The following is a 12,715-nucleotide window of genomic DNA, read 5'->3' on the forward strand; positions in this document are numbered from 1 at the left end:
TCATCCCTGGAGGAGGGCCATGATCTGCGGCAGGGCCTCCCGAGTGGCGATCCGTCCGGCCTCACGGGCGCGATCGATCTGATGCCACTCCAGCAGTCCGATGTCGTTGGTGTCCGGGAGGATCGCGAGATCGGCCTGTGCCAGCACTTCGGACTGGGTTTTGCCGCTGGCGATCGTCATGGTGCGCATCAGCGTTTCGACGATGCTCGGCACCCGAGCGGAGCGCGCGTGTCGGCCGGCGGCTGGTGCTGCCGGACGGCGGATACCGATGCCCACCGCGATCAGCGGGCCCTCGCCGCGGGACAGCGCTCCCACCGGGAGGTTGTCCAACACACCACCGTCGATGTGGAGTGACCCACCGTAGGACAGCGGGGCGTACAGGCCCGGCAGCCGCACCGAGCAGGCGACGACATCGGCCAGACGCCCACGACGGTGTACGACGGCCCGCTTGGCCAGCAGGTCAACGCTGACGCAGCGGAATTCTTTCGGAAGTTCTTCAACAAGTAACTCTCCGAAGGAGCTCTGCAGGCCGGCGTAGGTGCGCCGACCGCGAAGAATCCCCTTGATCGGCAGCGTGTAGTCGCCGGTCGGGTTGTTGCGCACGCTGTACTCGTAAACGTTTGCGTCTACCGCCGCCGCGTCCATGCCGGTTGCCGCGAAGGCCGCAATAACCGCGCCCATGCTCGTGCCGGCGAACCGGTCGACCTCTATACCTGCGAGCTCCAGCTCTTCGAGCACCCCCAGGTGGGCGTAGGCGCGCGCGGCACCTCCGCCGAGGACCAGTCCGATCGACCGGCCGGCGATGCGTGCGGCAAGTGCCCTCAGGTCGGCGGTCGAGTTCCCTGCCCGAATTGCATGTACCGATCGGGGCGTCATCAGTTCCTCCCACGCCCGGCGATGGTCACGGTTAGCAGGCCATCCGGCCAGCACCAAGTCGGCCCCGTGGGCACGTTCGGGCAATCTCGCCGGAGGTACGGGATTGCCCGAGACCACGACGATTCGGTCGGCGACGCGTAGGCAGAACTCTCGCCAGGCGCCGCTGTCGGCTGCTGCGTGCAGAATTACCTTGTCTGCGGCCTGCTCGGCGCGCTCCAGTCCGTATCTATCGACACGCCCGGGATCAATGACGCGGAGCCGGGTCGAGAGCGCATTGGTCAGTTCCTTCGCGACCATGGCTACGGGTGCGCTCAAATCGATGCCGACCACGGCGATCACCGCGACGGGTGCTCGGCGGCCACCCGTCGTGGTGATCGGCTGGTGGAGCCGAGTGGCCAGATTCCGCGCCATCGCGCCGAGCACTCCTGCGTCGGCGATCTCGTCGAAATGGGCTTTGGTGATGCGCACCAAAGTGCAATCGCGCACCGCTCGAACTGACGCGCACCGGGGTTCGTCGATAAGCAATCCGAGTTCGCCGACGACATCGCCGCGGCCCAGGTTTCTGACGACCCGATCGTTCCTGATTACCTGCATACGGCCGTTGCACAACACGTAGAGGGCATCTGCTGGTTGGCCCGCATGAAAGAGGTACTTGCCCGCATGCAGCTCGAAGTGTCGAGCGGTTTGCCGTAACCGGGCCAACACCGACGGGTCCAGCCCGGCAAAGAGGGGCAGACTGCCCAATGGGTCCATATAGTGAGGCGTGGTCGGCACACGACGGGGTGGCAGTGGTTTGGCGTGGGGCGCCGGCACAGGCGGCGGAACGGTTCCCGGGACAGGCTCGCTGTCGACGACGTCGGCGGCGGTGTGGTGGACGCGTCCCAATAAGACCGCACCGATCGCGACAACAGTGAAACAGATCGCGGCTAACGTCCATCCTCGCCGCAGCGCCTCTTCGGCGGCGCCGCGAGCCGGTGTCCCGATCAGCACTACCAGCACCGCCACGCCGATCACGGAGCCGACCTGCCGAGCACCGCTGATCATCGCCGAAGCGGTGCCGTAGCTGCTTCCCGCGCTCAGCCCGGCCAGCGCGGCACTGCCGAGCAATGGCAACGTCGCTCCGACCCCGATGCCCTGCAACAGTTGGCCGGGCAGCCATTCACCCAGGAAGTTGGGTGAGGAACCAACCCGAAACAGATACCACAGCAGGCTTCCCGTCCAGGTGAGCGCGCCTGCGACGACGACTAACCGATAGCCGTGCCGGTCGGCGACGCGGCCCAGCGCCGCTGCGACGACGGCGGCGACGAAGGCCGCCGGGGTAATCGCCAACCCCGCACGCAGCAACGGGTAGCCCCAGACGTAGTGCAGAAACAGGACATGGGTCAGCATGTAGGCGTAGAAGCCGGCACTGGCGACGACGGTCAGCGCATTGCCCGCGACCAGGGTCCGGATGTGCATGAACTCCCGGTCGACCAGCGGCGCCGGGTGGTAATGCGAGCTCAGCACGAACCCAGCCATTGCGGCCGCTCCGGCGGCAATCGAGCCGATGGTCATCGGACTGGTCCACCCCCAGTCCACACTCTTGACCAGTCCAAGGGTGACGAGACCCAGTGAGATTGCGAGCAGCGCCGTCCCACGCAGGTCCGGGATCCGTCGCCGTCCCGAGGCACGACTCTCGACCAAGCCACGCCGCGCGACGATCACCGCCAATAAACCAAGAGGCAGGTTCACCAAGAACACCCAGCGCCAACTCGACACCTCGACCAGGGCGCCCCCGATCGGCGGGCCCAACCCTGAGGCGACGGCGGCGGCCGAACCCCACAGCCCCACGCCGTGCGCGCGGCGCGCGACATCGAAGCTCTCGACGACCAGCGCCAGCGATGCCGGCACCAACACCGCTGCACCGACGCCCTGCAGGACCCGGTACGCGATCAGCCACTCGAGAGTGTCGGCGGCCGCACACAGACCGGACGCGACCGTGAACAACACGACGCCGAAGATGAAGGTCCGTTTGCGGCCGAGCAGGTCTGCCGATTTTCCGCCTGCCACGAGAAGCGCCGCGAAAGCGATGTTGTAGCCGTTGAGCACCCACGACAGGGTGCTGATGTCTTGGCCGTGGAAGTGACTTTGGATGGCGGGAAAGGCGACGTTGACGATTGTGGAGTCGAGAAACGCGAGGAATGCGCCGAAGACTGCGACCAGCAGAACGGCCATGGGTTTGGGCTGACGCCGTCGAGTGAGCGTGCCGAGGCCGGTGCGTGGTTCTCGTTTGTGGGAGTCTCGATTGTCGGCGACGGTATCGCTGCCGACGGCTGGGCGCGCTGCACTGATTCTCGGTTGGGGCGGTGCAAGATCCGTTGACATGAAACGGCCTTTCTCCGACTGGACTGACGTGTCACCCGAGCAAGGTGACGCAGCACACAGTGCGGTGCGGCCCTTCGGCAACTATGCGGTGATCGTGAAATGCGCAGCCGTGAAAACGAGCACGCGCCTCGCTGTACTTAGCTCTCTGGCGGCTGCGCGCCCTCGAGCGCGATGGCGCGGGCCAGCCGCGCGTACCGCAGCTCCAGGTCCTTGAACCGCATGTAGGTGCTGAGCGTGGTGAAGCTGAACGCCATGATCAGTCCGTACAGCATGAGGTCGGTGCCGCGCCGCACGCCGAACCATTTGGCCACCACGGTGGTGTCGTCCGGCCGCAACACCGCATACACGCCGAGCAGCACGAACACGACGTAGCCCACCTTCACCCAGGCGCGCGCCCGAGCGCTGCGCCGTGACCGCAGCAGGAACACCAGCAGGGCGATGATCGATCCGATCAACAGGACCTGGATCCAATTCATGCTCGGGTCCTGTTCAACGGCGAATCCTTCCGCGCAGGAATCCGTCGAAGATGATGTTGACGCCGTTGAGCAACGGCTGCCCCTTCGACTTCGAATATTCGGTGTAGAGCACCTCGACCGGCTCTTCGGCCACCCGCCAATGGTTTTCGACGATCATCATGACGATCTCGGTGGCGTGGCTCATGCCGTTCATGGTGATGTTCATGCCATCGGCCACGGTCTTGTTGAACACCCGCAAACCGTTGTTGGTGTCGGTCAGGCCGAGCCGTCGACCACGCCGGCTCAGCCGCGCGGCGGTCTGCAGCACCAGGCGCTTCACCAGCGGTGGCCGGCTGGCCGACTGCTGGCCGAAGCGGGTGCCGATGACGATGTCGACGTCACCCCGATTCAGCCGCTCGATCATCCTGACCACGTCCTTGACCCGGTGCTGGCCGTCGGCGTCGAACGTGGCGAACACCCTGGCCCCGGGTTGCTTGCGGGCATACTCGACGCCGGTCTGGATGGCCGCGCCCTGACCCAGATTGATGGGGTGACGCACCAGTGTCGCCCCGGCCTGCCGGGCGATCTCACCGGTGCCGTCCGAGCACCCGTCGTCGACACAGACCACGTGGTCGAAGACGGACCGCAACTCGGCGACGACCTCGCCGATGACGGCGGCTTCGTCGAAGGCGGGGACGATGATCCAGACGTCGGAGTAATCCGTTCTCAATGCCATTTCAAGCCCAAAATTACACGCGTCCACCGCGCCCGAGCGCGACCAGATGGACGGCGATTCCCACCATCGGACCGCACATCAGTCCGATGACGGTGCGGGTTTCCAGCGCAATCGGCAGCGCCAGCAACAACCCCGAGGCAACCGTGGCACTGACCCACCCCAGTGAATACGCCCGGTGCAGCGCCGCCGCCACCGAGGCGGCACCCGTGAGCGTCAACAGGGCGATGGCCACCGCTGCGGCCGTCAGCCAGGCCAGCAGCCCACTGCCGGCCTGATACTGGGCGCCGAAAGCGAAGCGCAACAACCACGGCCCCACCAGGCCGGCGAGCAGCACCCCCACCCCGCCGATACCGGCGATCAGCAACGCGGGCGAGATGAGCGCGCGCAGGCGGTGGCTGCGCTCGTCGACGAAGTGCGCGATCAGGTTGCCCTGCATGGCGGTCAGCGGCACCAGCAGCGGCGCGCGGGTCAAGGTCACCGCCAGGATCACCACCCCGCCCTCGGCGCCCAGCTCGGCGGAGGTCAGTTTCAGCAAGACGGGAAAACCCATCACCAGGATCGCGCTGGCGCCCGCCGCGGTGATCGAGTGGGCGGCACCCCGCAGAAAAGTCGCGGTGCTGCCCGGTGTCAACAGCCGCGCGGCCACCCGGGCCGCAGGCGAGGTGACCAGGATGATCAGCCACGCCACCGAGCCCGCGACCGTCGCCCACAGGAAGCCGACGAGCCCCCAGTGCAGCACGAAGGTCGCCGTTGCGACCGCCACCCGGATCACGGCGTCGGTCACCATCAGCGCGCCGTACTGGCCCCACCGGTTGATGCCCGCCAGCATTCCCAACAGGGTCGCGTGCAGGCAGAACCCCGCCAACCCGATGCTGAGCAGCGTGACCGACAGCCCGCGGGCCTCGACGAAGACCCGACCGCTCCACAGCGGTGCGCTACCGGCGATCAGGGCGGCCGCGGCCAGCCCCACCATGCCGGCGACGCGTAGCGGGTGGGTACTCGGTTCTCCCGGTCGGTCCGGGCGGACGTCGAGATACTGCATAGCGCGGACTTCCCGGGTCGTTTCCTGGAGAAGGCCGTTCGCCGCGCCTGTGACCAGGCCGAACGCTCCCCAGAAGACGCCGAATATGGAGAAGCCGCTCGGTGCCAGATTGCGGGCGGCGAGGTAGATCACCGCGTAGCCGCACAGCGCCGTGACCGCGGTCGCGGTGCCTACCCGCGCCACGCTGCCGCGCGCGACCGGCCCCGCCGAGGCTCCTGACCACCCGGTCGCGCCCGTGCTGCCCCCGCCGTCCGTCACCGTCGCGACACTAGCGGACTTGCAGTCAGTGCCCTTCGGCCTGGAAGCGCTCCACCGAGCGCTGCACTTCGGCTTCGGCTTCGGCGCGGCCGACCCAGTCGGCAGCCTTGACGTACTTGCCCGGCTCCAGGTCCTTGTAGTGCACGAAGAAGTGCTTGATCGATTCGAGTTCGTAGTCGGGAACATCGCCGATGTCCTGGAGGTGGTCCCAGCGCTTGTCGCCGGCGGGAACGCACAACACTTTGTCGTCGCCGCCTGCCTCGTCGACCATCCGGAACATCCCCACCGGCCGCACCTCCACCAGCACGCCGGGGAACAGCGGCTGTGGCAACAGCACCAATGCGTCCAGCGGGTCGCCGTCCTCGCCCAGGGTGTTCTCGATGAAGCCGTAGTCCGTCGGGTACGCCATCGGGGTATAGAGGTAACGGTCCAGCCGCACCCGGCCGGTCTCGTGATCAACCTCGTACTTGTTGCGCTGGCCCTTGGGGATTTCGATGGTCACGTCGAATTGCACGGCTACACAGTAGTCGAGCAGGTGCGGCGGCACTGCCTGGCGGCCGGTTCGGCAGAATGGGACACGACAAGACAGGAGTGCGGCGATCTATGGGCCCCAAACGCTGGCGCAAGTCCACCCACGTGCTGGTTGGGCTGGTGGTGCTTGCGTTCGTCGCGGCCGTAGTGGCGGCGGCGGTGCTCTTCACCACCGGAAAGCGCGGCGCCGGCGGCGCGCGGTCACCGGTCCCCCCGCCGCGGCCGCCCACGGTCAAGGCGGCGGTGAGCCCGGTAGCCGACAACGCCGTCGCGCCCAGCCCCGGTGGAGTGAGCGCGGCGCTGGCGGCCGTCGTTGCCGACCCGAACCTGGGCCGGCTGGGTGGCCGGATCACCGACGCGATGACCGGGAAGGAGCTGTGGCGGCAGCTCGACGACTTGCCGATGGTGCCGGCGTCGACCAACAAGGTGCTGACCGCGGCGGCGGCGCTGCTCACCCTGGACCGCCAGGCCAGGGTCAGCACCCGGGTGGTGGCGGCCGGTCAGGCCGCCCAGGGGCCGGTCGTGTTGGTCGGCGCTGGGGACCCGACCCTGTCGGCGGCACCGCCCGGAGTGGAGACCTGGTACCGCGGTGCTGCCCGGATCAGCGATCTGGTCGAGCAGGTGCACCGCAGCGGTGTGACGCCGACGGCCGTGCAGGTGGACACCTCGGCCTTCACCGGTCCGGGCCTGGCGCCCGGGTGGGACCCGGCCGACATCGACAACGGCGATGTCGCGCCCATCGAATCGGCGATGATCGACGCCGGGCGTATTCAGCCGACCACCGTCAACTCGAGACGGTCCAAGACCCCGGCACTGGACGCCGGGCGCCAGCTGGCGATCGCGCTGGGCCTGGACCCGGCTGCGGTGACCATTGCCGCCGCGCCGGCGGGTGCCCGGCAGCTGGCGGTGGTGCAGTCGGCGCCGCTGATCCAGCGGCTGTCGCAGATGATGAACGCCTCCGACAACGTGATGGCCGAGTGCATCGGCCGCGAGGTCGCAGCCGCGATCAACCGGCCGCAGAGTTTCACCGGCGCGGTCGACGCCGTGACCAGCCGGCTCAACACCGCCCACGTCGACACCAGCGGAGCGGCGCTGGCGGACTCCAGTGGGCTGTCGGTGAACGACCGCCTCACCGCCCGCACGCTGGACGGTGTGATGCAGGCCGCGGCCGGCCCTGATCAGGCGTCACTGCGGGCGTTGCTGGACCTGCTGCCGATCGCCGGCGGCAGCGGCACCCTGGGCGAACGCTTCCTGGACCGGTCCACCACGCAGGGTCCAGCGGGCTGGCTGCGCGCCAAGACCGGCTCCCTGACGGCGGTCAACTCGCTGGTCGGGGTGCTCACCGATGCCAGCGGACGGGTGCTGACGTTTGCGTTCATCTCCAACGACGCCGGGCCGAACGGCCGTAACGCGATGGATGCGCTGGCCACCAAGTTGTGGTTCTGCGGGTGCGCGACGTGACGCCTTCCTCTTCCGGGCTCACGATGGGCAATGCCGTCGACTGGCGGTTCGCCGCCACGGTGGGACAGAAGCTGGCCCGCGGCGGACCGGTCACCTCCGATTACACGCGGCGGCAGGTGGTGGAGGAGCTGACCCGAGCGGCCGAGCAGGCCGAGCCGCCGGTCCGGGACGTCACCGGTCTGATGACCGAAGGCGCGGTACCGCCGGCCCGCATCGTGGACCGGCCCGAGTGGATCCGGGCGGCCGCCGAGTCGATGCGTGCCATGACCAACGGCGCGGAGAAGCCGCACAGCTTCGTCACCGGACGGCTCACCGGCGCCCAGACGGGTGCGGTGCTGGCCTTCGTGTCATCCGGCATCCTGGGCCAGTACGACCCGTTCACCAGCCCGGACTCCGGCACCTTGCTGCTGGTGTACCCGAACGTCATCGCGGTCGAGCGGCAGCTGAAGGTCGACCCGTCGGATTTCCGGTTGTGGGTGTGCCTGCACGAGGTGACCCACCGGGTGCAGTTCACCGCCAACCCCTGGATCGCCGGTCACATGTCGAGCTCCTTGAGCCTGCTGACGCAGGAGCCCGCCGAAGACATCCGCGAGGTGGCCGGCCGGCTCGCGGAGTTTGTCCGAAACCGCGGGCGCGACGACTCGCACCCCGAGGGGATCCTGGGACTGGTGCGCGCCGTGCAGTCCGAGCCGCAGCGTCAGGCCCTGGACCAACTGTTGGTGCTGGGGACACTGCTGGAAGGCCACGCCGAGCACGTGATGGACGCCGTCGGGCCGGTGGTGGTGCCGTCGGTCGCCGCCATTCGCCGCAAGTTCGACGAGCGCCGTCAGCGCAGGCAACCGCCGTTACAGCGGCTGCTGCGCGCGTTGCTGGGCTTCGAAGCCAAACTCAGTCAGTACACCCGCGGCAAGGTGTTCGTGGACCAGGTGGTGGACCGGGTTGGCATGAGACGGTTCAACGCGATCTGGACGGGTCCCGAGACGTTACCCCTGCCCGCCGAGATCGAACACCCGCAGCGATGGATCGACCGGGTGCTGTAGCCCAACTGCGCAGGGCGGTAGACGATTTCGCGCAGACTTATCTGGCTGGTGCCGATCGATGGTGTGTGGGGCTGTCCGGTGGCCCGGATTCGTTGGCGCTGACCGCGGTGGCGGCGCAGTTGCGGCCCACCACCGCGTTGATCGTCGATCACGGCCTGCAGGCGGGTTCCGCGGAGGTTGCCGAAGCTGCTCGGGCACAAGCTATTTCGCTGGGTTGCGGCGCGGCCAGGGTGCTGCGCGCGCAGGTCGGTTCGGATGGCGGGCCGGAGGCCGCGGCCCGCGCCGCCCGCTACGTCGCGCTGCAAGCTCACCGGGACGGCCCGGTGTTGCTGGCGCACACTCTCGACGATCAGGCCGAGACGGTGCTGCTGGGCCTGGGCCGCGGTTCGGGCGCGCGGTCCATCGCCGGGATGCGGCCCTACGATCCGCCGTGGTGTCGTCCACTGCTGGGAGTCAGACGGGCGATCACCCACGCCGCCTGCGCCGAAGCCGGCCTGACGCCCTGGCAGGACCCGCATAACGTGGATCGCCGCTTCACCCGCGCCCGACTGCGAAACGAAGTGCTGCCGCTGCTCGAAGATGTGCTGGGTGGTGGTGTGGCCGCGGCACTGGCCCGCACCGCGACGGCGCTGCGTGAGGACACCGAGCTGATCGACGCGATCGCCGCGGACGCGCTGGCCGAAGTCTCCACCGCGACCGGACTCGATACCGCTGCTCTCGCCGCGCTGCCCGCCGCGGTGCGCCGGCGGGTGATCCGCGGCTGGCTGCTGGCCGGTGGTGCGATCGGATTGACCGACAAGCAGATCCGCGGGGTGGACTCGCTGGTCACCGCGTGGCGCGGCCAGGGCGGGGTGGCGGTCGGGTCGGGCCTGCGGAGGCAGCGGCTGGTGGCGGGCCGGCGAGACGACGCCCTCACGTTGCGCCCGGAGGCGATTTGACGCCTGCGTTGGTCGTTCTCAGGTAGGCGTGGCACGCTGTGCACGTGACGGAGCTGTACCCGGGGGACATCAAGTCGGTGCTGCTCAATGCGGAGCAGATCCAGGGCCGCATCAGCGAGCTGGGTCAGCAGATCGGCGAGGACTACCGGGATCTGGCCGCAACCACCGGCCAGGATCTGCTGTTGATCACCGTTCTCAAGGGCGCGGTGCTCTTCGTCACCGACTTGGCGCGCGCCATTCCGCTGCCCACCCAATTCGAGTTCATGGCGGTGAGCTCCTACGGCTCTTCGACGTCCTCGTCGGGAGTGGTGCGCATCCTCAAGGACCTCGACCGCGACATCCACGACCGCGACGTGTTGATCGTGGAGGACGTCGTCGACTCCGGGCTCACCCTGTCCTGGTTGTTGCGCAACCTGACCAGCCGCCATCCACGCTCGTTGCGGGTGTGCACACTGCTACGCAAGCCGGACGCGGTGGGCGCCAACGTCGACATCACTTACGTGGGATTCGACATTCCCAACGACTTCGTGGTGGGGTACGGCCTGGACTACGACGAGCGCTACCGCGACCTGTCCTATATCGGCACCCTGGACCCACGGGTCTACCAGTAGTCGGTTGAGCTTCCCCCGGGTCCCGAAAGTGACGACCAGGGTCGGCAGCTAGACGCGATGCCGGCGGGTTTGGATGTTGATTTCGCTGACATTGCCGGCGCGGTAACGCCGCGGATGGGTTCCGGCCCGGGTAAGGGAGTCGCAGCGACAAATGGGACGAAATTCCAGCGGCGGCAGTCGACAGCGTGGCGCTATCCCTAGTTCACTCTGCGTTCATCTTACCGACGGTACGAGATCATCCGAATTCGTGGCAGCCCGGGGGCAGCAAATTTCTGAATGACGGCCGTCACTTCATCGAGCCGTGATCAACTGCACGTCTGGCTCACCAATCACCGGTCAGACGCGACCGCCTCTCTATGTGCTTGACCAGCGTGCGGATCGCATGTCGGGTACCAATCGGGACCGCCATCCCCGGCACCGCCCACCGACTGCGTCACACAGCTCGACAGCAACGCAGGTGACAACCGCTGCATCGCACATTCGGCGCGGCAAAGCGGCATGCCCGGCCGCGACTGCTGACAGCCCAGCGCGTCGAGTTTGCGAGGAAGTACGCGATTGGACTCTTTGATGTCGCGGCAAGCAAGCATCAGGAGCGTTTTCATAGCCAACTCAAAACATATTTGAGTTGGCTATGAGGGGCCGTTAGATTCCCGTGTCCTGCGGATATCGCGCAGCAAATGAATAATTCCCAACTCGACTATGAACAACCTGTGCAACGCCTGGGATGTTCCTACCGATCCGCCTACCGTTGCGACGGGTTCTTTTGGCGTGCAACGACAACGAGGTCGTGCGCCGCTGAAAGCCGTTTGTTGGGACATTGAGGAGGAAATGTCATGTCGATCATGCTCGCCCAAACTGATGAGTTGGCCGGGGCGGCGGGGGAGCTGCTCTCCATCAACGCCATGCTTCGCGCCGGGAATGCGGCCGCATCAGCACCGACGACCGGGGTTGTGCCGGCCGCGTCGGACCTGGTTTCCATGCTCGCAGCCATGCAATTCGCGAAACACGCCGAGCTGTTTCAGGAGATCAGCGCGCAGGCCGCCGCTGTACAGGAGCAGCTGGCGACCACGCTGGGCATCAGCGCAGGTTCGTATGCAGTGACTGAGGCCGCCAACCAGGCTCTGGTCGGTTAGGAACTATCGTGGATTTCGCGCAGTTGCCGCCGGAGGTCAATTCGGCGTTGATGTACGCGGGCCCCGGATCGGGGCCGATGCTGGCCGCCGCCGCCGCTTGGGAATCGCTGGCCGGCGAATTGCAGACCGTGGCGTCTGCGTACACGGCAGTGATCACCAGCCTGATGGACGGGCCGTGGCAGGGGACATCAGCCGCGGCCATGGCGGGTGCATCCTGGCCACAGATTTCCTGGCTGACCAACACTGCCGGCCTGGCACAAGATGCGGGTGCCCGGGCAGTTGCGGCAGCAGGTGCCTACGAAGCGGCATTCGCCGCGACAGTGCCCCCCGCGGAGGTCGCGGCGAACCGGGCGCAATTGGCTGCCTTGCTCGCGACCAACTTTCTCGGGCAGAACACCGCCGCCATCGCGGCGACGGAGGCGCTGTACGGGGAGATGTGGGCACAGGATGCGGCAGCGATGTACGGCTACTCCGGTGCGACGGCGCAGGCGGCGAGTTTGACGCCGTTCACTCCGGCACAGGCCGGCGTCAACCTCAACGGGCTTTACTCGCAGTTCACTGCGAGCGTGAACGCTGCCACCACGGCCGCCAATGCGCAGGGCCTCTATGAAGTACCCAAGGCGTTGATGCGGATGGCCGGGCTGACCAATGAAGCCCCTTGGCTCAAGGACCCCTTGACGGCGCTCGGTCTGACGGGTCACACCTGGAACTCAACCGGCGACGGAATTGTCGTCAACGGAATGCTCGGCGACGTGGTGGAGGGCTTCACTGGGTCGTCGACCCTGGACAACAGCTTCGCCTTCGACGTGTTCAACAGGTGGGTGTCCCCCGCTCGGTTGATGGTGACGCAGTTCAAGGACTACGTCGGACTGGTCGAACAAATGCCGAAGATGTTCGCGCAGAGCGCCAAAGCCGGTGCCGAGGCCGCCGCGAGCGCGTTGCCGGCAGCCGCGGCGGCGGTTCCGCACGGGGGCGGTCTGGGCGGGATCATCGGGGCCGTCGGTGGCGCGGCAAAGGCGGGCGCTTTGTCGGTGCCGGCTTCGTGGACTGCCGGAACAGGAGCGGCGAACCCGATCACAGTGGCCCTGAACACCGCCGGTGCTGCGGCCGCCGCCGAACCCGCCACCAGCGCCTTCGGTGGGTTGCCGATGGTGCCCGGCGCCGGCGCGGGACGCAGCGTGGCCAACTTCGCGGCGCCGCGTTACGGATTCAAGCCGACCATGGTGGTTCAGCCGCCATCCGGCGGCTAAGTCGAACCCTGCCAAACACA

11 protein-coding genes are annotated in these 12,715 nt (G+C 67.5%); 6 read left to right on the forward strand and 5 right to left on the reverse strand.

From position 1 onward, the window contains the following. The 5 genes from AC5Y7D_RS08275 to AC5Y7D_RS08295 all read right to left on the reverse strand — a co-directional run bounded on the left by AC5Y7D_RS08275 (position 1) and on the right by AC5Y7D_RS08295 (position 6,245). Positions 1–3,090 (reverse strand): MFS transporter, encoded by a 3,090-nt coding sequence (locus tag AC5Y7D_RS08275; RefSeq protein ID WP_499922976.1) that lies wholly within the window; start codon positions 3,088–3,090, stop codon positions 1–3. A gap of 287 nt (positions 3,091–3,377) precedes the next feature. Beyond that, the gene (locus tag AC5Y7D_RS08280; protein ID WP_499922977.1) at positions 3,378–3,716 is read right to left on the reverse strand and encodes a DUF2304 domain-containing protein; all 339 of its coding nucleotides are present in this window, start codon (positions 3,714–3,716) and stop codon (positions 3,378–3,380) included. A gap of 13 nt (positions 3,717–3,729) precedes the next feature. Further along, the gene (gene ppgS / locus AC5Y7D_RS08285) at positions 3,730–4,431 is read right to left on the reverse strand and encodes a polyprenyl-phospho-N-acetylgalactosaminyl synthase PpgS (protein ID WP_499922979.1); all 702 of its coding nucleotides are present in this window, start codon (positions 4,429–4,431) and stop codon (positions 3,730–3,732) included. A gap of 13 nt (positions 4,432–4,444) precedes the next feature. Further along, positions 4,445–5,731 carry a hypothetical protein gene (locus AC5Y7D_RS08290; RefSeq protein ID WP_499922980.1) on the reverse strand — a complete coding sequence of 429 codons (1,287 nt, stop codon included), beginning with the start codon at positions 5,729–5,731 and terminating at the stop codon, positions 4,445–4,447. 25 nt (positions 5,732–5,756) lie between these two features. Next, positions 5,757–6,245: an inorganic diphosphatase gene (locus AC5Y7D_RS08295; protein ID WP_499922982.1), complete on the reverse strand. Its 489-nt coding sequence runs from the start codon at positions 6,243–6,245 to the stop codon at positions 5,757–5,759. Positions 6,246–6,334: 89 nt separating this feature from the next. Here AC5Y7D_RS08295 and dacB point away from each other — a divergent pair, with 89 nt between their 5' ends. The 6 genes from dacB (at position 6,335) to AC5Y7D_RS08325 (ending at position 12,695) form a co-directional block, all read left to right on the forward strand. Next, positions 6,335–7,723, forward strand: a complete 1,389-nt coding sequence (dacB, locus tag AC5Y7D_RS08300) for a D-alanyl-D-alanine carboxypeptidase/D-alanyl-D-alanine endopeptidase (RefSeq protein WP_499922983.1) — start codon at positions 6,335–6,337, stop codon at positions 7,721–7,723. Positions 7,724–7,746: 23 nt separating this feature from the next. Continuing rightward, positions 7,747–8,763: a zinc-dependent metalloprotease gene (locus AC5Y7D_RS08305; protein ID WP_499923197.1), complete on the forward strand. Its 1,017-nt coding sequence runs from the start codon at positions 7,747–7,749 to the stop codon at positions 8,761–8,763. Next, positions 8,742–9,701 (forward strand): tRNA lysidine(34) synthetase TilS, encoded by a 960-nt coding sequence (gene tilS / locus AC5Y7D_RS08310; RefSeq protein WP_499922984.1) that lies wholly within the window; start codon positions 8,742–8,744, stop codon positions 9,699–9,701. The genes AC5Y7D_RS08305 and tilS overlap by 22 nt, the downstream gene beginning before the upstream one ends. A 38-nt stretch (positions 9,702–9,739) precedes the next feature. Then, positions 9,740–10,312 carry a hypoxanthine phosphoribosyltransferase gene (gene hpt / locus AC5Y7D_RS08315; RefSeq protein WP_499922986.1) on the forward strand — a complete coding sequence of 191 codons (573 nt, stop codon included), beginning with the start codon at positions 9,740–9,742 and terminating at the stop codon, positions 10,310–10,312. A gap of 833 nt (positions 10,313–11,145) precedes the next feature. After that, positions 11,146–11,445 (forward strand): PE family protein, encoded by a 300-nt coding sequence (locus AC5Y7D_RS08320; protein WP_499922987.1) that lies wholly within the window; start codon positions 11,146–11,148, stop codon positions 11,443–11,445. A gap of 5 nt (positions 11,446–11,450) precedes the next feature. After that, positions 11,451–12,695, forward strand: coding sequence for a PPE family protein (locus AC5Y7D_RS08325; RefSeq protein ID WP_499923200.1), 1,245 nt, complete (start codon positions 11,451–11,453; stop codon positions 12,693–12,695). Positions 12,696–12,715: the final 20 nt, after the last annotated feature.

The sequence above is a fragment of the Mycobacterium sp. NGS49 genome (genome assembly GCF_059812565.1).